Annotated in this window: 23 protein-coding genes and 1 riboswitch; of the genes, 7 read left to right on the forward strand and 16 right to left on the reverse strand. The window is 32.3% G+C overall.

What is annotated here, in order from left to right:
* Positions 1-11: 11 nt before the first annotated feature.
* From nifE to AB8U03_RS13800, 12 genes are all read right to left on the reverse strand, one after another.
* On the reverse strand, positions 12-1367 hold the full coding sequence (gene nifE, locus AB8U03_RS13745; protein WP_369705128.1) for a nitrogenase iron-molybdenum cofactor biosynthesis protein NifE: 1356 nt from the start codon (positions 1365-1367) through the stop codon (positions 12-14).
* A gap of 100 nt (positions 1368-1467) precedes the next feature.
* Entirely contained in the window at positions 1468-2829 is a 1362-nt protein-coding gene (gene nifK, locus AB8U03_RS13750; protein ID WP_369705129.1) for a nitrogenase molybdenum-iron protein subunit beta, read from the reverse strand.
* Complete coding sequence (nifD, locus tag AB8U03_RS13755) at positions 2829-4457, reverse strand: nitrogenase molybdenum-iron protein alpha chain (protein WP_369705130.1); 1629 nt, start codon at positions 4455-4457, stop codon at positions 2829-2831. Before nifD ends, nifK begins: the two co-directional genes overlap by 1 nt.
* A 23-nt stretch (positions 4458-4480) precedes the next feature.
* Entirely contained in the window at positions 4481-4873 is a 393-nt protein-coding gene (locus tag AB8U03_RS13760; RefSeq protein WP_369705131.1) for a P-II family nitrogen regulator, read from the reverse strand.
* 13 nt (positions 4874-4886) lie between these two features.
* Positions 4887-5213: a P-II family nitrogen regulator gene (locus AB8U03_RS13765; RefSeq protein WP_369705132.1), complete on the reverse strand. Its 327-nt coding sequence runs from the start codon at positions 5211-5213 to the stop codon at positions 4887-4889.
* A 117-nt stretch (positions 5214-5330) separates the two neighbouring features.
* Complete coding sequence (nifH, locus tag AB8U03_RS13770) at positions 5331-6158, reverse strand: nitrogenase iron protein (RefSeq protein WP_369705176.1); 828 nt, start codon at positions 6156-6158, stop codon at positions 5331-5333.
* A 623-nt stretch (positions 6159-6781) separates the two neighbouring features.
* The gene (locus AB8U03_RS13775; RefSeq protein ID WP_369705133.1) at positions 6782-7954 is read right to left on the reverse strand and encodes a phosphoribosylaminoimidazolecarboxamide formyltransferase; all 1173 of its coding nucleotides are present in this window, start codon (positions 7952-7954) and stop codon (positions 6782-6784) included.
* Positions 7955-8018: 64 nt separating this feature from the next.
* A riboswitch (ZMP/ZTP riboswitch) is annotated at positions 8019-8097 on the reverse strand.
* 212 nt (positions 8098-8309) lie between these two features.
* Complete coding sequence (locus AB8U03_RS13780; RefSeq protein WP_369705134.1) at positions 8310-10550, reverse strand: heavy metal translocating P-type ATPase; 2241 nt, start codon at positions 10548-10550, stop codon at positions 8310-8312.
* 29 nt (positions 10551-10579) lie between these two features.
* Positions 10580-10969 carry a hypothetical protein gene (locus AB8U03_RS13785; protein WP_369705135.1) on the reverse strand — a complete coding sequence of 130 codons (390 nt, stop codon included), beginning with the start codon at positions 10967-10969 and terminating at the stop codon, positions 10580-10582.
* Between the two features lie 505 nt (positions 10970-11474).
* On the reverse strand, positions 11475-11687 hold the full coding sequence (locus AB8U03_RS13790; protein WP_369705136.1) for a heavy-metal-associated domain-containing protein: 213 nt from the start codon (positions 11685-11687) through the stop codon (positions 11475-11477).
* Between the two features lie 160 nt (positions 11688-11847).
* Positions 11848-13530: a methyl-accepting chemotaxis protein gene (locus tag AB8U03_RS13795; protein WP_369705137.1), complete on the reverse strand. Its 1683-nt coding sequence runs from the start codon at positions 13528-13530 to the stop codon at positions 11848-11850.
* A gap of 59 nt (positions 13531-13589) precedes the next feature.
* Complete coding sequence (locus tag AB8U03_RS13800) at positions 13590-14063, reverse strand: winged helix-turn-helix domain-containing protein (RefSeq protein WP_369705177.1); 474 nt, start codon at positions 14061-14063, stop codon at positions 13590-13592.
* A 268-nt stretch (positions 14064-14331) separates the two neighbouring features.
* Here AB8U03_RS13800 and AB8U03_RS13805 point away from each other — a divergent pair, with 268 nt between their 5' ends.
* The 7 genes from AB8U03_RS13805 to AB8U03_RS13835 all read left to right on the forward strand — a co-directional run bounded on the left by AB8U03_RS13805 (position 14332) and on the right by AB8U03_RS13835 (position 20057).
* A complete protein-coding gene (locus AB8U03_RS13805) occupies positions 14332-15174 on the forward strand; it encodes a polyprenyl synthetase family protein (protein WP_369705138.1) in 843 nt (280 codons plus the stop codon).
* An 87-nt stretch (positions 15175-15261) separates the two neighbouring features.
* Entirely contained in the window at positions 15262-15801 is a 540-nt protein-coding gene (locus AB8U03_RS13810; protein ID WP_369705139.1) for a FixH family protein, read from the forward strand.
* A gap of 20 nt (positions 15802-15821) precedes the next feature.
* Positions 15822-17216: a 4Fe-4S binding protein gene (locus AB8U03_RS13815; protein ID WP_369705140.1), complete on the forward strand. Its 1395-nt coding sequence runs from the start codon at positions 15822-15824 to the stop codon at positions 17214-17216.
* A 128-nt stretch (positions 17217-17344) separates the two neighbouring features.
* On the forward strand, positions 17345-18244 hold the full coding sequence (gene menA, locus AB8U03_RS13820; protein ID WP_369705141.1) for a 1,4-dihydroxy-2-naphthoate octaprenyltransferase: 900 nt from the start codon (positions 17345-17347) through the stop codon (positions 18242-18244).
* Between the two features lie 77 nt (positions 18245-18321).
* On the forward strand, positions 18322-18948 hold the full coding sequence (locus AB8U03_RS13825) for a CPBP family intramembrane glutamic endopeptidase (protein ID WP_369705142.1): 627 nt from the start codon (positions 18322-18324) through the stop codon (positions 18946-18948).
* 15 nt (positions 18949-18963) lie between these two features.
* Positions 18964-19680 carry a bifunctional demethylmenaquinone methyltransferase/2-methoxy-6-polyprenyl-1,4-benzoquinol methylase UbiE gene (gene ubiE, locus AB8U03_RS13830; RefSeq protein WP_369705143.1) on the forward strand — a complete coding sequence of 239 codons (717 nt, stop codon included), beginning with the start codon at positions 18964-18966 and terminating at the stop codon, positions 19678-19680.
* Positions 19681-19763: 83 nt separating this feature from the next.
* Positions 19764-20057: a hypothetical protein gene (locus tag AB8U03_RS13835; protein ID WP_369705144.1), complete on the forward strand. Its 294-nt coding sequence runs from the start codon at positions 19764-19766 to the stop codon at positions 20055-20057.
* A gap of 152 nt (positions 20058-20209) precedes the next feature.
* Here the strand turns inward: AB8U03_RS13835 and AB8U03_RS13840 are convergent, their stop codons facing one another.
* From AB8U03_RS13840 to AB8U03_RS13855, 4 genes are read right to left on the reverse strand one after another with little or no spacing between them, the layout of a single operon-like run.
* On the reverse strand, positions 20210-20503 hold the full coding sequence (locus AB8U03_RS13840; protein WP_369705178.1) for a ferredoxin family protein: 294 nt from the start codon (positions 20501-20503) through the stop codon (positions 20210-20212).
* Positions 20503-21798, reverse strand: coding sequence for an FAD-dependent oxidoreductase (locus AB8U03_RS13845; RefSeq protein ID WP_369705145.1), 1296 nt, complete (start codon positions 21796-21798; stop codon positions 20503-20505). The genes AB8U03_RS13840 and AB8U03_RS13845 overlap by 1 nt, the downstream gene beginning before the upstream one ends.
* Positions 21791-23113: an FAD-binding protein gene (locus AB8U03_RS13850; protein WP_369705146.1), complete on the reverse strand. Its 1323-nt coding sequence runs from the start codon at positions 23111-23113 to the stop codon at positions 21791-21793. The genes AB8U03_RS13845 and AB8U03_RS13850 overlap by 8 nt, the downstream gene beginning before the upstream one ends.
* On the reverse strand, positions 23101-23910 hold the full coding sequence (locus AB8U03_RS13855) for an electron transfer flavoprotein subunit beta/FixA family protein (protein WP_369705147.1): 810 nt from the start codon (positions 23908-23910) through the stop codon (positions 23101-23103). Before AB8U03_RS13855 ends, AB8U03_RS13850 begins: the two co-directional genes overlap by 13 nt.
* Between the last annotated feature and the right edge of the window lie 305 nt (positions 23911-24215).

A 24215-nucleotide genomic window follows, 5' to 3' on the forward strand; every position in this document is an offset into this window, starting at 1 on the left:
TCCCCAAAGTTTTATACATAATCCCAAACAGGACTGTTGACAGTAAGATCTATTTCTTTTGCAAAGTTTATTGCACCCTGGAACCCTCCAAGTATGTGTTTTCTCTCATGATTGTGATCACAAAATGCAACTCCGAGTTTGTACGCAAGAGGTCTTTCTTTTACGCCGCCTACAAGTACGTCCGCTCCTTTTTCCACCATGAATTTTTCAAGTTCATATGGATTTGCATCATCAAGTATTACAGTTCCCTCTTTTGTAATCTGCCTTATTATGTCATAATCCTCAGGTTTTCCGGTCTGAGTTCCAACCATTACGGTTTCCATTCCAAGATCTCTGAACTGTTTTATAAGCGATATGGCCTTGTAACCTCCTCCTACGTATATGGCAGCTTTTTTGCCTTTAAGCCTTCCCCTGTAATAATCAAGCTCCGGCTGTATTTTCCCGCTTTCTATCATTATAAGCTTCTCAGCTTTTTTTACAGTATCTTCGTCTCCTAGAATATTTGCAATATGAAGCAGTGAATTTTCCGTATCTTCAAGTCCCACAAAACTTGTTTTTATAAAAGGAATATCATATGTTTCCTCCATTTTTTTTGCAAGATACCCCATGGAACCTGCACATTGAACTATGTTGAGTTTTGCCTGAGGGGCTTTCATTATCTCATCAACTTTTCCGTCTCCTGTGAGCTTTGAAACAATGTCAATACCTATCCTCTTTAGATAATTTTCCACCACCCAGACTTCTCCTGCCAGATTAAAATCTCCAAGATAATTTATACCATTTACCTTTTTATCACTTTTCTTATCTCCTATAAGCTTCAATATGGCATTACAGGCAGCTCTGTAACCTGTGGACTTGCTTCCGGAAAATCCAGGTGATTTTACAGGTATCACCCTTATTTTATATTTTTCTTCCGCACTCCTACAGACTGCATCTATATCATCACCTATAACTCCCACTATGCAGGTAGCATATATGAAAATAACTTTGGGATGAAATTTTTTAACTATTTCATCAACAGCTTCCCTTAACTTTTTTTCTCCTCCAAATATGACATCTGTCTCACTTAAATCCGTGGAAAAACTGTTTCTAAACAACTCAGATCCGCTGGACAAACTTCCCCTGAGATCCCAGGTATAAGCTGCACATCCTATAGGTCCATGTATTAAATGAAAGGCATCTGTTATAGGATTGAGAACCACTCTAGCTCCACAGTAAACGCAGGCTCTCTGGCTGACTGCACCGGAAACACTGTTTTCCTCACATTTTATTTTTGCATCTTTATTTTTGGAATTATAACATACAAATTCTCTTCTATCTTCTATAATTTCGGCTTTTCGAGCCTCTAATTTCAATTGATTTTCCATAAAGATCCCTCCCATAAAATAAAAGCTGCTTCTAATATTAAGTTTGGATTCAAGGTGATGCTTGCCTGAATCCAAACAAATTTGAAAATTTATATTAATATTATCTTACTACTTCAAAGTCTTCCTCCGCACACTCTCTTTCAACTTTATCCAGCATGGCATCACACATTCTCCTGACAAGATCTATGGCACCGGAATATCCAACTTTAGGAGTATATTGATGTCCATACCTGTCCATTACAGGAAATCCGAATCTCACAAATGGAATATCCTCGGCCCTGGCAATAAATTTGCCATAGGTATTTGATATCAAGAGATCCACACCCTCATTTTTTATAAGCTGATGCATTTCAAAGAAATCACTGTTGGCTTTAGCAATCCCTTCAACACCCGATTCATCCATAATGGCCTTTATTTTCTTTTGAAATAATGCTCCAGGAGTACCTGTTATTACGTATTTCGGTGTCATGCCCAATGTTATTACAAACTGAGTAAGGGAAATAACCACATCAGGATCACCAACTATAGCTACTTTTTTACCATTAAAATACTGGGCACAATCAAGCATTAGGTCAAGCAACTGGCCTCTTTCCTCTTCAATCTCTTCAGGCACAGATTTTCCAGTGAGTTTAACCAATGTCATCAGTAAATCATCCATGGCATCAATTCCAATAGGAGTTTCCAATGTTTTAAAAGAAACTTTACATTTAGTTTCCAACTTTTTAGCTGCATCCTCTGATGCATAACTTCCAAAAGCTACAGTCATATCTGAATTTCCTGCATCTACTATATCCTCGATTTTAGTTCCGCCTTTAGGAAACATTTTATAATCCCCTGTATTCGGAATATCAAATACACCATTTGTATCAGGAAATATTATATATGGAATATCCATAAGCTTGAATATTCTCTTCATCTCCTTCATGTCTGCAGGTCCGACAAATCCAGGTATTATATTGAATTTACCATTCTTCTTTCCACTGTTTACTGAAAGATAATCCACCATGCTCTTCACCATGTTTGAAAATCCAGTGACATGTGATCCTACATAGCTCGGTGTATTGGTATGAATAACAAGTTTTCCTTCAGGTATTTCCATTTCCCTTATATAAGTAGGCAGGTCATCTCCTATGGTCTCGGATAGACATGTGGTATGGATGGCTATTATATCCGGATTATACATTGCAAATATATTTTTAACAGCTGTCTTCACATTTGATCCACCACCAAATACACTGGCACCTTCAGTAAATGAACTGGAGGAAGCCATTGCCGGTTCCTTAAAGTGCCTTGAAAGCACTGTTCTGTGGTAGGAACAACATCCCTGTGATCCATGACTATGTGGCAGACAATTGTGGATTCCAAGAGCTGCATACATAGCTCCAACTGGTTGACAGGTTTTAGCGGGATTTATTCTCAAAGCTTTCCTTTCTGCTAATTGTTTTGGCGTTGCATCTAACATTATTTTTCACCTCCTGAAGCTGCTGCTTCATCTGATAATTTTCCATCTATTAACGGCTGTTTTTTCCAGGGTGGAGTGAGATACTTCCATGCCGGAGTATAAACTCCTCTTGCCAGCTCCCTTGCAAATATCACTGCGCCTTTAAATCCTGCATATGGTCCTGTGTAGTCATAGGAATGCAGCTGTCTTGATAAAATTCCCATTTTTTCAATAACATATTTTTCTTTTATTCCTGTCAAAAACATATCAGGATGCAATTCTTTTATAAACTTCTCCATTTCATGAGCATTTATATCGTCTATTATCACTGTATCCTTATCCATTTCTTTTTCCAGTCCACCATAATAGGATATTGGCACACCTTCTTTTCTGAGAGCTTCAGCTCTTTCTTTCGGCAGAATAATGCGATATTTTTCTTTATCCGGCTGAACAGTTATCTCCGGAATATTTTTACTATCCGCATCTATTTTTATTGTGGGGATGACTTCGCTTCCTTCATAATCATCACGATGTCCAAACTCATGACCTGCAAGAATGGTTTTTATTCCAAGATCCTTTAAAAGCACTTGATATGTCTGAGCCCTTGACCCACCCACATATAAACAAGCCAATCTGCCTTCTAATTTCTCCTTATAGTACTCTATATCGTCTTCGATCTCACCTAGTTCTTCTGCAATAACCTCTTCTGTTTTTTTATACAAATATGGATCATCAAAAACCTTGGCAAGTTCTCTCAGTGTATCAACCGTTCCCCCGATTCCTATAAAATTACACTTAATCCATGGTATGCCATATTTTGTTTCCATCATACCTGCTATATAGTTAATGGATCTATAACACTGCACCAGGTTTACATCTGCCAGATGAGCATTTTGAATGTGCTCATAACTTGCATCGCCGGTAAGGGCCGTTATAACATTATAACCTATCTTTTTAAGAATTCTTTCAATTTCCCAGGAGTCTCCACCTATATTGTATTCTCCCAGTATATTTACCGAATACTTCCTGTGCTGACCCTTTCCTTTTCCAATCATTTCACTCATAACAGTGTTGTTTGCTATATGATGACCTGCCGATTGAGTTACACCCTTATAACCTTCACAGTTGAAGGAGAGTACATCAATTCCATAAAGCTCCCTGGACTCCTGTGCTACTGCGTTTATATCATCACCTATAAGTCCAACAGGGCATGTTGCATATATACCTATAGCTTTGGGATGAAAAATTTCAACTGCTTCTTTTATTGCCTGTCTCAATTTACCTACCCCGCCGAAAACTATATTTTTTTCCTCCATATCAGTACCAAAAACATACTCATTAAAATTTTGTCCGCCTTTTTCAGGTTTTGATTTAAATCTTCTTCCACCCCAGGTATAGAAAGAACATCCTACTGGTCCGTGGGTTATGTGTACCATGTCTTTAATAGGTCCCATGACAACACCTTTACAACCAGCATAACAACATCCTCTAGCTGTGATTACACCTGGTACAGTTCTTACATTAGCAGTAATAACTGGATTTGGTTCTTCTTTTGTCTTTATGACAATATGCTGTTTTCTTTTCTTGTACGTTTTAGCTGGATATGGTTCTAAAACTTCATCCACTACCCTATTTAATTTTTTTCTCATAAAATCCCATCCTTTCATAAAGATTAAATAGCCGCATCTCCCATTTCTTCTGTTCTTATCCTTACAGCATCCGTTACTTTTGTTACAAATATTTTTCCATCTCCAGGATTTCCGGTTCTATTTGTTTCTATGACAGTATCTATGACTCTTTTTACGTCTTCATCTTTGGCCAATATAATTATTAATCTTTTGGAAATAAGCCTGTGTATTTCTGATATTTGTTCTGCAACTTTCTTATCTGATACGCTCAATATGTCTTTTTCGGATATATAATCTTGAATCATAGAAAAATCAACTTTTTTCCTGCCTCGTCCAAGGACCTTTTTACATGTAATAGAGGGAAATCCAATTTTAACAAGAGCATCTTTTGTCTTACCTACCATATCCATTCTAATAATAGCCATAATCTCTTTCATATTAACTGCCCCCTTATAATTCCTTCGTATTTGAACTTATTGTATAAGCTTCTTCTACAGGAGTTATAAATATTTTTCCATCTCCAAAGGCTCCCTTAGTCCCAGTTTTTGCATTTTTGGTGATTATCTTTATAATATCATCCTTATCTTCATCTTTTATTACTATTATTAACATCTGTTTTGGTATTTCATCATAAAATATTTCTCCGACTTTTACTCCTCTTTGCTTGCCTCGCCCTGCAACATCAAGCTTAGTAACTGCTGGGAAACCAGCATCACATAATTCTGAGAGCACAGTTGCAGATCTTTCCGGCCTTATAATAGCTTTTACCATTAACATTATTGAACACTCCCCTTTTTTATGTTAAACTATACATTGTGTTAGAATTTAGCCGATTCTAATTTTTTTCGGTGTATCTCTCAAACAAGCCTAAAAGTTGAGAGATGCACTTTTCCATTATTCCATAAGACCATGTTCCATCAATATAGCTTCTAAGTCATCCTGTGCCATTGGCTTTGGTATCACAAACATATCATTGCCATCTATGGCTTTAGCAAGTGCCCTGTATTCATTAGCTTGTTCAACTTCCGGACTGAACTGTATAACAGTCTGTTTATTTATTTCTGCCTTTTGAACATCATGGCTCCTTGGTACAAAATAAATAAGTTGAGTTCCAAGTTTTTTTGCAAAAGCTTCAAGTAGTTCTTTTTCATTTTCAACTTTTCTGCTGTTGCATATAACCCCACCTAACCTAACTCCACCTGAATTTGCAAATTTGCTTATACCTTTTGATATATTGTTTGCTGCATACATTGCCATCATTTCACCACTGGCTACTATATATATTTCCCGAGCTTTTCCTTCACGTATAGGCATTGCAAAACCACCACAGACAACATCACCTAATACATCATAGAAAACATAGTCTAAATCATCAGTATATGCTCCTAATTGTTCAAGCATATTAATTGAAGTTATGATACCTCTTCCAGCACATCCAACTCCAGGTTCCGGACCACCTGATTCAACACATTTTATTCCTTCAAAACCCTTTTTCAATATTGTATCTAAGTCTACATCTTCCCCTTCTTCTCTCAGCGTATCAAGAACTGTCTTTTGCGCAAGACCTCCTAAAAGTAATCTTGTTGAATCTGCCTTAGGGTCGCAGCCTACTACCATTATTTTCTTTCCCATTTCTGCAAGTCCTGCGGTTAAATTTTGAGTAGTAGTGGATTTTCCAATACCGCCTTTTCCATAAATAGCTACTTGTCTCATTTTACATATCTCCTCACTTATAAATTTTGGTGTAGCACTTGTGTGTTTTGTAATTTATAAAAATATAACACAACTTTTTTAAAAAGGCAACAGCTAAAATTGTCGATTTATTAAAATAAATATACTGTAAATGATAACATTAAAAATAATTATATTTAAATTTATTGTTTTAATAATTATCCACTGATATTTGTCAGTGTAACTTATCCGGAAGTAGTTTTATTTATGTTTATTTATATTAATTTATACATATACTAATGAAGATTTTTATATACGTTATACATTGTTTTATTATATTATCATTTGTTATGTATCATTTTATTATAAAATACACAGTTTATAAATTAATAAAAAGCGGAATATTGCAAAAATAGAACAAATAACGCTGCAAAATCATAGCTCAAATGACAGCTTTATATCATGAGATATCATTTAAATAAATATAATATATCATTTATAATAAAATTAGTTTCTGAAATTATGGTATTAATAATAAAAAATGAGCTATACCAAAAATAGGTAGCCCAAATTTAATTAATTCTTTTTTCTGTCTTTTTTTGCTCATTGTAATATGCTTAATATTTCTTAAAAAATTAAAAACAATAAGTTAATTTATAAATTTTAGAATCTATCTAATGGTGAAATAAACGAATTCCCGTAAATACCATTGACATATTGTACTTATTACATGTATTAATTACATTATCATCTCTAATTGAACCTCCTGGCTGAGCAACATACTTTACACCACATTTATGGGCATATTCTATATTATCCCCAAAAGGAAAAAATCCATCAGATCCTAAAGAAACATCGGTTAATCCTATTAACCACTTTTCCCTATCTTTTTTAGTAAGAGGTTCTGGTTTTTTTACAAAAAATTCTTCCCAAATTCCATCTTTTAACACATCTAAATAATCATCTGATAGATATACATCTATAGCATTATCTCTCTCAGCTCTTCGTATATTATTTTTAAAAGGTAAATTTAAAACTCTAGGGTTTTGCCTTAAAAACCATATTTTAGCTTTATTTCCTGCTAAACGTGTACAATGAATTCTCGACTGCTGCCCGGCACCTATACCTATAGCTTGTCCATCTTTTACATAGCATACAGAATTCGATTGGGTATATTTTAGTGTGATCAAAGAAATAAGAAGATCTCTTTTTATTTTATCTGAAAAGCTTTTATTTTTTGTCGGAATATTTTCTAGACACTGTTCAGTAATTTTTATATTATTTCTTTTTTGTTCAAAAGTAATTCCAAATACATCTTTTCTTTCAATCACATTGGGAATAAAGTCAGGGTTCATTTCAATTATATTATATTTACCTTTGCGTTTATTTTTCAATATATTCAATGCCTCTGTATCATATCCAGGAGCAATGATTCCATCAGAAACTTCTCTGGAAATTAAATTTGCAGTATCACTATCACATATATCTGACAGCGCAATAAAGTCTCCATAAGAAGACATTCTGTCAGCTCCCCGTGCTCTAGAATATGCTACAGCCATCGGTGATAGCTGCAAATCATCAACAAAATAAGCTCTTTTCAGATCATTGTTCATGGGAGTTGCTATTCCAACCCCTGCTGGACTGACATGTTTAAAAGATGCCGCTGATTCCAAATTTGTCAATTCTTTTAATTCTTTAACTAATTGCCATCCATTTAGAGCATCAAGTAAATTAATATAACCTGGATTTCCATTTAAAATTTTAATAGGTAATTCGCCTTCAGATATAAAAATTCTTGAAGGCTTCTGATTTGGATTACATCCATATTTCAAATTTAACTCTTTCATAAAACACACTCCTTTTCTAAAAGTAAATGATAATGGAAACAAATAAAAAAAGCCTACAATCCGGGGTTATTGCCCAGACGGTCGACTTAATAAAATTATATTCCCTGTGGTTATTTCCACTTCCGCCAGTTATATAATAAAGTTAGCTTAACATAATGCAATAGGCTTGTCAATAGCTTGTTTTGATAGCGGCAAGACAAATTTCCTTGCCGCAACAAATGTTATTTTCCTTACAAAAATTAGCACCTAAGAAGAAATAAACTACATAGTATATATGGTCCGTATGAAAGGGCCTGTGAAAAAAGTCTGTATAAATACAGGCTTAAATATCAAAAATATCCTTTTTATTTAACTTTTATCTTGCTGGCCTAAAGCCCTTTAATCGCAAGGCATTTGTTAAAACAGAAACAGAACTAAAGCTCATTGCCAATGCTGCAATAATAGGATTTAACAGTGGTCCACCAAATAAATACAGTATACCCATGGCTACCGGTATTCCTAAAGTATTGTAACCAAAAGCCCAAAATAAATTTTCTTTTATATTTTTTATAGTCTTTTTGCTGAGTTCAATAGCTGTAGGTACATCCATTAAATCACTTCTCATAAGAACAATATCTGCTGACTCTATAGCAACGTCAGTCCCTGAACCAATAGCTATTCCTATATTGGCTTGAGCCAATGCTGGAGCATCATTTATCCCATCTCCAACCATAGCAACTTTTTTTCCTTCTGACTGAAGTTTTTTTACTTCATTTGCTTTGTCCTGAGGCAAAACTTCTGCCAGCACTCTATCGATACCTACTTGTCTGGCGATAGCCGCTGCCGTTTTTTTATTATCGCCAGTTATCATTGCAACTTCAATTCCAATATCATGAAGTCTTTCTATTGCTTTTCTGCTATTTTGCTTAACTGTATCTGCTACAGCAACTATACCGCTTAACCTATTATTTATAGCAATAAACATAGGTGTCTTACCTTCCTGTGCAAGTTTATCCGATTCCTTCTCTAAGCTTTGCAAAACAATATGATTTTCATCCATAAGTTTTTTATTACCCAACAATATTACATTATCATCAATGACTACCTTTATGCCATGACCTGGAATTGCCTTGAAATCCATTGGCTTTTTTAACTCAAGAAGTCTTTTCTCGGCTTCTTTTACAATAGCCTCACCAAGTGGATGCTCAGAGCCTTTTTCTGCAGTGGCTGCTATTTGAAGCAAATATTCCTCACTTATACCTTTAGTTGTAATTATGTCTGTAACCTTTGGTTTTCCCTCTGTAAGTGTTCCAGTTTTATCAAATACTATAGTTTTAATTTTATGAGCAGTTTCCAATGCGGTACCACTCTTTATAAGAACTCCATACTCTGCACCCTTGCCGGTTCCTACCATTATTGCCGTTGGTGTTGCCAGACCAAGAGCACAAGGACATGCTATAACAAGCACTGAGATGAATATTGTCAATGAAAAAACTCCCGACTGTCCTGCTAAAAACCATGCTAATGATGAAACCAATGCAAGTCCTATAACCACAGGTACAAAATAGCCTGATATGACATCAGCCATTTTAGCTATAGGAGCCTTAGAACCCTGTGCATTTTCAACCAATTCTATTATCTGTGCGAGTGCTGTATCTTTACCAACCTTAGTTGCCTTATACTTAATAGATCCATTTTTATTTATACTTGCCCCAATTATTTTATGACCTATGTTTTTTTCCACCGGCATACTCTCCCCTGTGAGCATTGACTCATCCACAGATGTGCTTCCTTCAATAACTTCACCATCTACAGGCATCTTCTCACCTGGCTTGACAACTACAATATCTCCTACTTCAACTTCATCAATTGATATTTCGGTTTCTCTATTATCTCTTATTATGACAGCAGTTTTAGGAGCTAATCCCATAAGCTTTTTAATAGCTTCAGAAGTTTTACCTTTGGTTACTGCTTCTAAATACTTGCCAAGAGTAATAAGAGTCAAAATTACACCTGCTGATTCAAAATACATATGATATCCAGTATTACCAGAAAGTATTTCAATTACTGCAAATATACTATATAAAAATGCCGCTGAAGTTCCAATTGAAATCAATGAATCCATATTTGGACTTAATCTAAATAATGACTTAAATCCAACAATGAAATATTTTCTACCCACTGCCATTATCGGCAATACAAGCATCAATTGTAAAATAGCAAAACTTTTCACATGCTGCATAGGATCAATAACTTCAGGTAACATAATATTAAATTTTCCCGTAATCATCGGTATCATTGCAATCAATAATAATGGAATTCCAAAAATTGCAGATATTAAGAATCTATTCCACAGAGCTTTTATCTCTCTTTCCTTTTTTTCTTTATCCATATCAACATTACTTTCTTCCTCTGAAGCCTTATAGCCAGCCTTTTCAATTGACCTTTTTATATCCAAAGTTTTTACTAAAGAGGGATCAAAAGTAATAATTAACTTTTCAGTAGCAAAGTTTACATTTGCTTCAACAACACCAGGAAGCTTTCCAGCAGCCTTTTCAATAGTCTTTGCACAAGCTGCACAGGTCATTCCTTCAATTTTAAGTATTTTGCTTTCCATAATAAACCTCCTCACACCAGCCATCAATCTTATCTTTCCATCATACTCTGATGCATTTCTATCATATTGTCTCTACTAACAGATTCCATCATCCTAGACATAGACCCATAACCATTGCTCTGCATTATATCAATCATCTTTTTATAATCCTCATCATTTAAATTATCCATAAACTTATTCATGGCATTATAATCTCTATTTTTCATAGCTTCTGCTGCATCGTTGAAGCCATTATTTTTCATCACTTTTATCATATTATTAAAATTATCATTTGATTGAGATTTTACATTTTGTATATTTAACACTGATGTATTAAAATTATTGAAATCTGCATTATTTTTTTCTTTTGCATATACAACTGAAATACTAGCTGCTACAGCTACAGTTGATATTATTAAAACTATAATTTTATTTTTCATTTAATATCACTCCCTTAATTGTTTCTTATTTATACGCTTATTATACTTTTTACTTATGAAGCTGTTATGAAGGTACATAATATTAAATTTATAATAGCTGAACTTCTATGATTATGTCATTTATATCTTGCATTCTTTTTCTTCTCAGTATTCCAATTATCATTCTTATGGCTATCACTGCATCAAAAATGTTAGTGCTAAAAATATCCTGTTCTAAAAAGCTCTCACATTTAAATTTTTCTCTTATTTTGTATATTTAACTCAAGATTCGTGTCACTTTACATACTCAATGTACTGCTCCCCGAAAGTATTCATATTAACACCATCCATAATATCTTCTCTATATTTATATTTTTTATTTAACATTATTAATCAAATACATTATTCATTATTATTATGATACAAAGTGATGAAGATACTATGAAAGTGTATATATGATTAAAAATTTCTTTAAATACAATAAAAAATTCCAAGTACTATTTTTTATAATACTTGGAATTTTTATCTATTCTAATTCTATTCCCTCAACATCATAGCCTGCCTCTGTTATAGCTGCTTTAATTTTTTCATCAGAGACATTATCCCCTATCTCAGCAGTGGCAAACTTTTTATCCAGACTTACTGAAACATCTTTTGCCCCTACCTCTTTTAGTGCCTCTGTTACATGATTTGCACAATGCGAACAGCTCATACCTTCTATTAATATTTTCTTTTTCATTTTTTTTATCTCTCCTTATATAATGTAGTTATAATATTCAATAAAAAACTATCTAAATTTTTATTGAATATTACTAGCTTGTCTATAATTACTGCGTTTAATATGTTTATTTTAGTATCTAATTATGTAGTAATTATGAAGATACATATCATATTTATTCTTAAATTTTAAATTTATTGACAAATCCGATTAAGTTTGAAGAAGAAACATTTAAATCTTGAGCAACTAAACTTAATTCCTTGACCGTTTCTGCTTGAGTAGATATCCCACTCGCAATTTCTTGTATTGCCCCAGATATTTCATTATTACTAACATTAATTGAATCCATTATAGATGTTAATTTCTCTGTTGATGCCCCTTGCTCTTCTGTACTAGCAGCTATATTCTGAATTCCTTCATTTATTTTTCCAATATTATCTGTTATAATTTGAAGTTGGTCATAAGTTCCTTCAACCATTTTTCTGCCGTTATTTATATTTTTACCAACTGCGGCAGTTGATATAACAGTCTGCTCTATCATAGTTTGAATCCTTTTTATAATATTCTCTATCATCACTGTAGAATTATTATTATTTTCAGCAAGTGTTCTTATTTCATTAGCAACTACTCCAAAGCCTTTACCCTGCTCTCCAGCTCTTGCTGCTTCTATTGATGCATTTAGTGCTAATAAATTAGTTTGCTCAGTAATAGATTTAATTGTATCTACAATTTTACCGATTTCGTCAGCTTCATTTCCTAATTTTTTCGTAATTTCTACTGTATCAGTTGAAATCTTTTCTATATTCTCCATTTCAAGCTTTACATTCTGAGAATACTTTTTGCTGTTAATTATAAGCTTGTTTACTTCTTCAGTTTTACCATTTATATCCTGTGCATCATAAGCATTATTTTGAGAAATACTTGCTATTTCTGATACACTTGATGTAATCTGGTTTATAGATTCTGAGATGGACTGCGTATCTTCAGTAACTTTACCCATATGATTATTTATCAATGATATTTTTTTAGTTGCCTTTATACCACTAGAGCTCAAAGACTCAGCAGTGTTGGATACTACATATGAATTTTTCTTTATATTTTTAACTAGTATTTCTAGACTATCCATAAATCTATTAAAAGCTTGTGCCATTTTACCAATTTCATCTTTAGTATTTATATCTATCCTTTTAGTTAGGTCTCCTTCTCCACTTTCAAGTTCTATAAATGTTTCTAGAAGATAATTTATTGGTCTTCTTATACCTTTGGTTAATACTAGTACTATTATTATTGATAATAAACTTGCAAAAATAGTTATAATAATTCCTATATCTAATTCCATTGATATATGTTCTTCTATAGTCGATAAGTTATTATTCACATCTTTTTGATTATCCTTCTGAATATCATCAACACTTTTCATAACTTCATCAGCTAAACTGTCAAAATTATTCATCATTTCACCAGCTTGCATTGATCCATTAACATAATAATTAACCATTTCTTTTCCATTATCGTAAAATCTATTGAAGTTACCAGTTAAACTTTTAACACTACTGTTATATTTTGGATTTAGTGCTAATAACGCAGAAGCATTTTTATTAAAATCATTAGCATATTTATCGGTCATTTTTAGCTCTCCTGTATTTCTCATAGCACTTGCGTTAGTTATATATAGCCTTACCTGCAATATATCATTCTTCATTTTATTAGAAAGTTCCAGGCTTACCATTGTCTTATTTTTAATATTTGTAATATGCTCCCTATCTCCAATAAATGAATATGCATTAAAAATTGTACTTAAAAAAATTAAAGATATAATTACAAGAAATCCACCAATTAATTTCTTCCTAATTGAATTAAACATTTTATTCCCTCCATTCTGTAAAATCCTTTTAATCTTCTTTCATAAAATACTTTAATCGCCTATGTATCTTCCTCAACACCAAATTTATAACCTGCTTTAATAACAGTAATTATATATTTAGGTGACTTACTGTTATCCTCTATTTTTTTTCTTAAATTTTTAATATGAGCATCTATAGTTCTATCATATCCTTCAAAATCAATACCATATATATTTTGAATAAGCTGTTCCCGTGATAGAACCTTACCTCCATTTGATGCAAGAGTATATAAGATATCAAATTCATTTGGAGTCAAAATTGTATCTTCTCCTTTTACCTGCACACTTCTTTTTTCTTTATCAATCTTAAGTTTTCCGTTATCATATGAAAGTGTTGTTACTTTAGATGTTCCTATGCCAGTAATGCTTTCAACATCAATAGCCGCAGAATGAAGAGCAAGTATTTTCTTTACAATAGTTAATCCTATTCCACTTCCTTCTGTCTCACGCCGGCTCTTATCCCCTCTGTATAATCTTTCAAAAATATAAGGCAGATCTTCCTTAAATAATTATTATACTCAATCTTTTCCTAATACTCTGCAAAAATATCATCTCCGAACATACACACAGGCTCTATTACTATTAATTTTATTATAAATTTCTTAATTATTTTATCAATTTGATATGTTGATTTTATGAAGACTATAGTTTACTAATTTTATCTTACACCTTCATAGTATCTTCATATAAAATTTATATACTTATGCCATTCTGTTCAATATAGCTAGATTGACAAATTATATAGAAAGAGGTGTATACCAAATGGAATTTAGTGAAATTTATTTGCCAATAACCAAAGAACTTTATAAAGTAGACGTTGAATTAAAAACTGTTACTAAAGATCTAGGTGATATTTCAACAAGAGAAATTTTCAGATACTTTTTCTCAAGTACAGGAAAATATCTGCGTCCCATATTAACGTTATTATCAGCCAAAGCCATAAATAATCAACTGCCTGAAAGTGTAGAGGAGGAATTAACACAGTTATGTGTGGGTATTGAACTCATTCATAGTGCAAGTCTAATCCATGATGACATCATTGATGGAGATCCAATGAGGCGTAATCAAAAAACACTAAATAAAATTTATGGAAATAAAATAGCTATACTGACTGGAGATACATTATATTCCAGGGCCTTTTTTATTTTTTCAGCTATACTACCCAAAAGTTTCTCGAAAGCTATTGGAAAAGTTACAGAAGTTATGTCTATATCTGAAATATTAAATGCTAAACTCTCAACTGTAAATCGTGAAACATATTTAAAAATAGTTGAAGGAAAAACAGCATTTTTTATGGGTGTATGTTGCGGTCTTGGAGTCACTCTAGCTGGTGGAAACGAAGAAGAATTTAACATACTATCGAATTACGGTCATAACTTGGGTATTGCATATCAAATATTAGATGATTATATTGATAAAGATCCAATTGCTATAAAAAATATAAGCATTGAAGAGGCCTTTAAATTTGCATCTAATGCCAAAGATTCCATTAAAAATCTTAAAGATTCTATTTATGTTGAAAGCCTAGTTAGTCTGGTAGATTATGTATTGGATTCCTATAAACCTACAATTAAAAATGTGATGAATATGCATAATAAGTTTTAAACCTTGAAAGTCACCAGTTAAAATCTTAATGGAATTTGTACATAACCTAATTTATTAAACTAATTATATTTGGGAGGAATTTATAACATGGGAAAAAAGATGATTAAAAATTTGGCTATAACATTACTTTTTACACTTATATCATTCACAACTGCACTGGCGGACAGCGGTGGTGGTACTAAAATTGAAAAAGATGTGAATGGAATAAAAGTGGATTTAATTTTAAGCGGTGATACAGTCAAAACCGGTGATAATATGTTGACAATTAAACTTTATGATGAAAAAGGACAACCATTAGAAAATGCAAATGTTAAAGTAACTGCTGATATGCCGGGCAATAATATGGATTCTATGAATATGAAAGATTCTAAACCTGAAACTTTTGACTTTAAAGCAGGACATGAAAAGGGCGAATATACAGGAAACATAAATTTTTCAGACAAGGGTAATTGGAAAATCAAAACAGACTTTACTGTGAAAAGCCAAGAAAAAATGGCTGATTTTGATGTAAAAGTAGTTAGCTCCGGTCCTAATTGGTTTATCATAGGTGGATTTTTAGGAGCAGTCGTTTTAATTATTATTGTTGCTGGAATATCGAAAAATAAGAAAAAAGCTTCAGCAGCATAGAAAGTGAGGAAGTTGTTTTCATGGAACAAAAAAATAAATATAAAGATAAAAAAAATCCCAATTGTTCATCTAATACAAATAATGTAAATTTACTTAGAAACAAAACATTTAAGAAATTTATAAAAAGTAAATGGTATCCTGGTATATTCCAGTGGCCGGTTTTAATAGTTTTTTCTTTTATCGTCTATGAATTATTAGTTGGTCCATCTACTGCCCATGATAACTTTGGTACAGCTGGGACATGGGTATTATGGTGGCCTATACTTCCAATTATCTTATTTCTCCTTGGCAGGTTTTGGTGTGCTATATGTCCTTTTGGCTTAATAAATGACCTTGTTCAAAAGTTTGTTGGTAACAATCGTCCAGTTCCCAAATTTTTAAGAAAATATGGAATATGGATTATAGACGCAATGTTTATAATGATAACCTGGAGTGACCATGTCTGGGGAATTGTTGAATCACCTCGTGGTTCAGCAGTTGTACTGCTAATTATTACTGCTGGAGTTATTCTTTCAGGTGCATTCTTTGAACGCAGAACCTGGTGCAGATATCTATGCTTCCTTGGTGGTGTATCCAGTAACTACACAAGAGTAGGAATAATGGAATTAAGAGCAACTCCAGAAAAGTGTGCTAAATGTAAAGTGCTTGCCTGCTATAAAGGTGGTGAAAAAGCTGCCGGATGCCCAATGTTTGAATTTCCAAGAGCCATGGAAACCAATGCCGAATGTAATTTTTGTGGTAACTGTGTAAAGAATTGCCCTAATGATTCTATTAAAGTGTATCCACGTGTACCTACTAAAGAATTATGGTTTATTCGCAGACCAAAGCTTGCAGAATCATTTCTCGCTATTGTAATTATGGGTATTGTATTTGTCCAAAATATTACTATGATAGCTATATGGAAAGATATCTTAAATTGGCTTGAACGTGCAACTGGGACTACAAGCTATTATGTAACCTTCACCATAACTTTTATTATTGCAATGCTAATTCCTATTATTTTACTTTCTACAGCAGGATTAATTGCGAAGAAATTTAATGGAGATTCAGTTAAACAAAACTTTACCAGATTTGGATATGCTATTATACCATTAGATTTGTCAGGTCATATAGCTCATAACTTATTTCATCTACTAGCAGAAGGTAAATCTGTAATTTTCACTTTTATGGAACTCTTTGGAATAAACATGAGTGGATCAACGGCTATCTTAGGCAATGAAACTATACGAATACTTCAATATATATTGATTATTATTGGGGCTTTAGGTTCAATATATACTATACATAGGATTGCAAAACATACTTATGGAGACAAAGGCTCTATAAAAACCTCTGTTGTTTATACAATCTTGATAGTATTTTTAGCAGTTGTGAATCTTATATTATTTGCTCTTCCAATGGAAATGCGTATGTAATTAGAATTCCAAGACCATATCTTTCATAAATAATGATATGGTCTCTCTTTATAAAATTTTCATGCTGATTTATTATACTATATTTATAATTATAACTTAAATAAGATTCATTAATGGGAGGATTAAGAATGACAAATAATAAACTTAAAATATGGCTTAGGGCAATTAGGCCCTTTTCATTAACTGGATCTGTAATTCCAGTCACAATTGGTGCAGTTTTGGCAAGTAAATATACCAATTTTAATTTAGAATATTTTATGATTGCATTACTAGATGTATTATTTTTACACACATCAATAAACTTACTTAGTGATCATGATGATTTTGTAAATAATATAGATACACCTGATTCCTATGGATCCAGTGGTGTTATCACTGAAAAATTATTAGATGCTAAACAGATAAAAAAAGCCGGCTTAATATTTTTAATCTTAGGATGCTTTATAGGACTATTCTTGGCTTTTAAAAAAGGAGAATTTATCCTTTTTTTAGGAATTATAGGTGCCCTAGGTGGTTATTCGTATACTGGAAAACCACTTACACTAAAATACAGAGGATTAGGTGCACCTTTAGTATTTTTACTTTTTGGTCCCTTATTGGTATTAGTATCTTTCTACATACAAACTCAACAAATAAACAGTATCTCAATTTTGATATCTATTCCTCTTGGACTGTTAACAACTGCTATATTACACGCAAATGATTTAAGAGATATATATCACGATAAAAAAGCAGGAATAAAAACTTTATCTATTATAGTTGGAAGACGCAATTCAGAAAAAATATATTTTATTTTAATATTGTCTCCATATATTATAATTTTAATTCTGACATTATTTAAGTTTATTCCATTATTAAGTTTGATTTGTCTTATAACATTACCAAATGCTCTTAAAAATATACGATCAATACATATGTCAAAAATATCTACCGCATGGCTGAAAACTATTGATCAAGAAACTGCTAAACTTCAAGCTCAATTTGGAACAATACTTATAGTTTCTATTGTTCTTTCTTATATAATTTAACACTAATTTCATATAACAAATAGTATTTTATTTAAACTAGCTAATATTAATTTTTAACATTTAAAGGAGGTAGCATTTTGACTAAAGATAAGAAAAGTTTAACTTATGTTTTCTTTACATTAATTTTAGCATCAGTTCTATGGTATTTATTGTTTATTGTTAAGCCCTTTAATTTTTGGATACAAATGAGCGTTTCTATACTTATTCTGATAATCATTTCGTCATTTTCAAAAAATATTGTTTTTAAATTCAAAAAAATAACACCTAGTGACATACTTCTAGGTATTCTTTCGGCCATTGTATTATATGCTATATTTTATTTTGGAAATATAATATCCGGATATTTATTTTCATTCAAAGACACAGAAATATTATCAGTTTACAATAATAAGGCACAAGGAGACTTAAAACTTATAAGCGCACTACTTCTTTTCTTGATTGGTCCTGGAGAAGAAATCTACTGGAGGGGTTTTATTCAATCCACTTTAGCTAAAATATTAGGAGAAAATAAAGGGTATGTTCTATCAGCATTACTATATTCATTAGTACACGTTATTACTGGAAACTTTATGTTAGTTTTAGCAGCTTTGGTATGTGGATTATACTGGGGATGGCTTTATAAGAAAAGACAATCTCTTATACCAGTAATTATATCACATGCGCTTTGGGATTTTACAATATTTGTTTTATTCCCACTAATATAAAATGGAGGTCAAAATATGAAAAGTGAAAAATCTAATGTTGAAAGTATTTTTTCATCTATTGCTGAAAAATATGATATTTTAAATACAATACTAACTCTTAATATTGACAGTTTTTGGAGAAAAAAAGCTGTCAATATTTCAAATATGAAAAAAAACAGCAGAGTTTTAGATTTATGCTGTGGTACTGGCAAAATGATATATTATGCCTGCAAAAGAGTTGGTAGAGACACTGAAGTTATAGGTCTAGATTTCAATAAAGCTATGCTTGACGTAGGTTATAAACGTCTTAATAAAAATATGAATAATTATAAATACAAATTACTTAAAGGTGATGTTCAAGAACTTCCATTTGAAAATTACAGCTTTGATTGTGTAACTATCGCTTTTGGGTTAAGAAATATTCCCAATAAGACAAAAGCATTATCTGAAATTTACAGAGTACTAAAACCAGGTGGAAGGGTGATTTGTTTAGAATTATCAACTCCGCAAATGCCTATATTTAGACAGATATATGGATTATATTTTAATAATATTCTGCCGATCATTGGATATATAGGAAGCGGTAATAAAATCGCCTATTCCTATCTTAGAGACTCCGTAAATAACTTTATGACGAAAGCTGAATTAAAATATACCTTTGAATCCATAGGTTTCCATGAAGTTAACTATAAATCTCTGTCTGGAGGTATAGCCTCTATACACTATGGTACAAAGCCTATTGAAATTAAATAATTATATTGTATTTTAATTTCTTCATAATATCTGCACAATAATAAGATATTATCAAGTAAATAAAATTAGTGAGGAGCATTTATATGAATTGTCATGGAAATAATTCAAATGAAGAGAATAAAGGAAGACATAGTGGAATAGGTCATATGCTTATGATGGTTCTTTGCTGCGCTATTCCAATACTTCTAGTTGCATCTTTACCTTTTTTAGGAGTATCACCAAGACTTAAAATCATGCTCGCATCAGTAGCACCTTTTATATGTCCTATAATGATGTTTCTGATGATACCAATGATGTTTATGCATTCTAAAAAGGATAAACCCCATAATAATATAAAGGACAAAATAAATACAAATATTAAAAAAATTAGTAATTAAATAATAGAAAACAGCAGGTTATCCAGCCTGCTGTTTTCTATTATTTTATAAACATATTTCCAAATCTTTTATCTCATTATACTAAAATAATGGAGATAGATTTTTACACGAATCTATCCCCACCCCCTAATTTTATTTAAATTTAATCTCAATTATCCCAATCTAAATTGTATACCAAAGCCACCTCTTGGGTATGTCCAGTCGATATTGTCATGACTGCATCCGATGCGGCATGCTCCACATTCAAGACATCCTTCATAATCAACTGTTAAATGACCATCCTTCCATTCATAAACATGAGCTGGGCAGATAAAAGTACAAATTTTTTCATTACAATCTAAACACACTGCAGTATCTTTAATAGCCAGATGTGAAGCTGTATCAACATTATAGCTATTCAAAAATAATTTATCATCAATATTCACTTTATTTTTAATATCATCCATCATTTCATAGCCCTCCATATCTTTAATCCGTCCCTTGCCAAACTAAATATTGATCTACCAGAAGTTACATGTTTAATAGCTAGTTTCTGCTTCTTAGATTTAGATATGCCATCAACCGTAAACATTTCGCTCATAACTTTATTAGCTGCTGGTATATAGTGATTAAAGAATTGTGGATTACTTTCCATGGTATTAGAAGCATTTTTATATTTTCTCAGATCTTTCATAATATAACTATTTTTCACAAGATCTTGATAGTATGAAAGTGTTTTCGCATCAAATTTATCCATCCTTTTAGCACGTATCATGGTTTCTGCGGCAAAACGCCCTGATGTCATTCCAAGATTTGAACCTTCACGATGAATGCCATTTACAAATTGGGCAGCATCTCCTACTACTATAACCCCATCACCCACAAGCTTCGGTATGCTATTATATCCACCTTCTGGAATTAAATGAGCATAATATTCGCATGACTCTCCCTCTTCAATTAAAGGTTTAATAATAGGATGATGCTTTATATATTCTAATAATTCATAGGGCTTTACATTTCTGTTGCACATCTGTGAAAGTAAAGTTCCACAGCCAATAGATATATGCTCTTTGTTTGTATAAATAAATGCAGTACCCACCATACCTAATGTTCCATCTCCAAATATCTCTATAGTTGCTCCCATACCTTTATCAAGATTAAAACGTTCTTCAATTTTTTCTGAAGGCATTTTTAATTCCTCCATAACAGCAAGAGCTACCTGATCTTTACGCCATTCATTGTGGAATCCAAGATTTTTAGCCAAAAGTGAATTTACACCATCAGCAAGAATTACTACTTCAGCATAAATATCACCATCCGGCCTATCCGTTCTAACACCAATTACTTTATTATTTTCTACTATACATTCTTTTACCACGGTTTCGTTAATAATTAATGCCCCAACTTCAATACATTTTTTAGCAAACCAATGATCGAATTTTCCCCTGAATACTGTAAAATTATTATAGGGGGATTTTTCCCATTCCATACCTCTATATCCTGTCTTAACTACAGATTTTTTCCCTAAAAGCCAAAAATTTTGTTCAACAATAGGGCGTTCCAGTGGAGCATCCTTCCAAAAATCAGGAATAATTTCTTCCATCATGTGACAATATAATACTCCTCCCATAACATTTTTTGATCCAGGATATTTCCCCTTTTCAATAACAATTACATTAAGGCCTTCCTTTGCCATTATATATGCTGATGCAAGACCTGCAACACCTGCACCAACGACAATGGCGTCAAATTTTTCAGTCAATTTTGTCTACCCCCTTTACAGCAATATGTAAATTATCGGTATTTGTTTTAGAAATATTTGGCAATACTTGTTTAAATCCTTCAATCATTTTTGGTAGTATTTCAAATAAATCCCCAGCTATACTATATGTAGCAAGTTTCATCATTGGGCATTCTTTATCTGTATTAATTGCTACTATAGTTTCAGCTCCTTGCATTCCAATAATATGTTGAATTGCACCAGAAATTCCTATTGCAAAATATAGTTTTGGTGATACCGTCTGACCTGTTTGTCCAATTTGGCGTTTGTAATCTATTAAACCTTTATCCACAGCACCGCGGCTTCCTGCTACAACTCCTCCAAGTAATTTCGCTAATTTTTCTAGAAGTATAAACCCTTCCTCATTCTGTACTCCTCGTCCTCCACAAACTATAATTTTAGCATCCTCCAGTCTTGCATTTTCTGATTTTTCTTTAATGATTTCTAAAACTTTAGTTCGTAAAGAATCTTTATCAATATTAAAATTTTCTTTCACTATAAGACCTGTTCTATTTGACTCTGGTTCCGGCATCTGCATAACTCTTGGACGAACCGTAGCCATTTGAGGTCTACGATCTTTACATACTATAGTAGCCATAATATTTCCACCAAAAGCAGGTCTACTGGCAAGTAATATTCTTTTATCCAAATCAATATCAAGTCTAGTACAATCAGCTGTAAGCCCTGTTTTCATAGCAGTAGCAACTGCACCAGCTAGATCTCTTCCTGTTGTAGTAGCACCTATCAGTAATATTTCTGGTTTATACTTATCTATTAGATAACAGAATGCCTTATTATAGGTCTCAGCTCTGTAGAAGTGAAATGCTGGATTATCTATTATATATACTTTATCAGCACCATACTCAAAAAGTATGGGAATTATATCTTCCACTTTATCTCCGAACAAAATAGTACATACCGATACATTTAATTTTGAAGCAAGTTTTTTTGCTTCTCCAATTAGCTCAAGGGTAACAGAAACAAGCTCTCCCTCTAATTGTTCCGCGAAAACCCACACACCTGCAGTATTATCACATAACTCAGGCTTTGATTTTAAAGCATATTTTTTGTTACTATTATTTTTTATTTCTTCATGTGAATCAACTTTATTATTTTTTTTACCAGCAGGAGTGCTTAAAGCTGACACTGGACATATAGAAACACATTTTCCACAATCAACGCATCTTTCACCGTTAACTGTTAACTTATCCTCGTCATTCATTTCTAAAGCTTCAACTGGACAATTTGGAATACAGGATTGACAGCCTATACAAGAGTCTCCAATTATGATTGACATTTAATTATTCCTCCCTTTAATTTATCTACAAGCATTTTTACAACTTCATCAGTACTGCCCTGCAGCAATTTTCCACCAGCTCTTTGTGCTGGTGGAAAAATACGCCGAACTGATGTTGGAGATCCCTTTAGTCCTAATTGACTTAAATCAGCATGAAAATCATTAATTCCAAAAATTTTTGCTTTATAACGTGCTCCTCTAATCATATTTGGTAATGGGGAAAAACTTAACTCGTTAATACTTTTTTCTACGGTAATCAGACAAGGGAGCTTTGACTGTACAACTTCATATCCATTGTCAATTTTCCTGTGTATTATAACAACATTTTCTTTTAAATCTAAATTTTGTATATGCTCAACGTAAGTTAACTGAGGTATACGAAGTCTGGAAGCAATACCAGGTCCAACCTGAGCAGTGTCTCCATCTATAGCTTGCTTACCGCAAAATACCATATCAATAGTTTCCTTTTCCATTATTTTTTTTATACCCATTGCAAGTATATAGCTTGTTGCTAATGTATCTGAACCAGCAAAGGAACGATCTGAAAGCAGATAGCCTTCATCTGCTCCCATTTCAATACATTTTTTAATTACTTCTTGTGCTTGAGGTGGACCCATTGAAATAACGGAAATCTTACCACCAAATTTCTTTTTAATTCTAACAGCTTCCTCAAGTGCATGCGCATCATAGGGATTAAAAATTGTAGGTGCACTTGATCTATCCAGAGTATTAGTCTTCGGATCCATTTTAATTTCTGTAGTATCTGGTACTTGTTTTACACAAACTAAACTATGCAAATTACCACCAACTCCTTATTTATAAAAATTTTTGTTATAGGTAAGTTGTTTATTTTTATATAATTTTTCTTTTAAAACTACATAGTATCTTATAAATTAATCTTCAATACTGCTAGTTTTAAGTTTTATTATATAGACTTCCTATGAAGAAGATATGAAGAGCTTATTAGATTCTTTATAAATATAAGTGTAGACGAAAGAACAATTATACTTGTTTAACTTCTTCATTTTATCTGCATAACTTTGTTATATATTATCCGTAAATAATATAATTAAATTTTAATATTTTTTAGTTGAAAAGAGGT

Source organism: Clostridium moutaii (assembly GCF_041205085.1).
Lineage (GTDB): Bacteria > Bacillota > Clostridia > Clostridiales > Clostridiaceae > Clostridium_B > Clostridium_B moutaii.

What these genes read in the sequence shown, in the direction of transcription:
- nifE (WP_369705128.1), bottom strand. Translation starts at nt 1,367, where the DNA reads ATGGAAAATCAATTGAAATTAGAGGCTCGAAAAGCCGAAATTATAGAA.
- nifK (WP_369705129.1), bottom strand. Translation starts at nt 2,829, where the DNA reads ATGTTAGATGCAACGCCAAAACAATTAGCAGAAAGGAAAGCTTTGAGA.
- nifD (WP_369705130.1), bottom strand. Translation starts at nt 4,457, where the DNA reads ATGAGAAAAAAATTAAATAGGGTAGTGGATGAAGTTTTAGAACCATAT.
- AB8U03_RS13760 (WP_369705131.1), bottom strand. Translation starts at nt 4,873, where the DNA reads ATGAAAGAGATTATGGCTATTATTAGAATGGATATGGTAGGTAAGACA.
- AB8U03_RS13765 (WP_369705132.1), bottom strand. Translation starts at nt 5,213, where the DNA reads ATGTTAATGGTAAAAGCTATTATAAGGCCGGAAAGATCTGCAACTGTG.
- AB8U03_RS13775 (WP_369705133.1), bottom strand. Translation starts at nt 7,954, where the DNA reads ATGAAAGAGTTAAATTTGAAATATGGATGTAATCCAAATCAGAAGCCT.
- AB8U03_RS13780 (WP_369705134.1), bottom strand. Translation starts at nt 10,550, where the DNA reads ATGGAAAGCAAAATACTTAAAATTGAAGGAATGACCTGTGCAGCTTGT.
- AB8U03_RS13785 (WP_369705135.1), bottom strand. Translation starts at nt 10,969, where the DNA reads ATGAAAAATAAAATTATAGTTTTAATAATATCAACTGTAGCTGTAGCA.
- AB8U03_RS13790 (WP_369705136.1), bottom strand. Translation starts at nt 11,687, where the DNA reads ATGAAAAAGAAAATATTAATAGAAGGTATGAGCTGTTCGCATTGTGCA.
- AB8U03_RS13795 (WP_369705137.1), bottom strand. Translation starts at nt 13,530, where the DNA reads ATGTTTAATTCAATTAGGAAGAAATTAATTGGTGGATTTCTTGTAATT.
- AB8U03_RS13805 (WP_369705138.1), top strand. Translation starts at nt 14,332, where the DNA reads ATGGAATTTAGTGAAATTTATTTGCCAATAACCAAAGAACTTTATAAA.
- AB8U03_RS13810 (WP_369705139.1), top strand. Translation starts at nt 15,262, where the DNA reads ATGGGAAAAAAGATGATTAAAAATTTGGCTATAACATTACTTTTTACA.
- AB8U03_RS13815 (WP_369705140.1), top strand. Translation starts at nt 15,822, where the DNA reads ATGGAACAAAAAAATAAATATAAAGATAAAAAAAATCCCAATTGTTCA.
- menA (WP_369705141.1), top strand. Translation starts at nt 17,345, where the DNA reads ATGACAAATAATAAACTTAAAATATGGCTTAGGGCAATTAGGCCCTTT.
- ubiE (WP_369705143.1), top strand. Translation starts at nt 18,964, where the DNA reads ATGAAAAGTGAAAAATCTAATGTTGAAAGTATTTTTTCATCTATTGCT.
- AB8U03_RS13835 (WP_369705144.1), top strand. Translation starts at nt 19,764, where the DNA reads ATGAATTGTCATGGAAATAATTCAAATGAAGAGAATAAAGGAAGACAT.
- AB8U03_RS13840 (WP_369705178.1), bottom strand. Translation starts at nt 20,503, where the DNA reads ATGGATGATATTAAAAATAAAGTGAATATTGATGATAAATTATTTTTG.
- AB8U03_RS13850 (WP_369705146.1), bottom strand. Translation starts at nt 23,113, where the DNA reads ATGTCAATCATAATTGGAGACTCTTGTATAGGCTGTCAATCCTGTATT.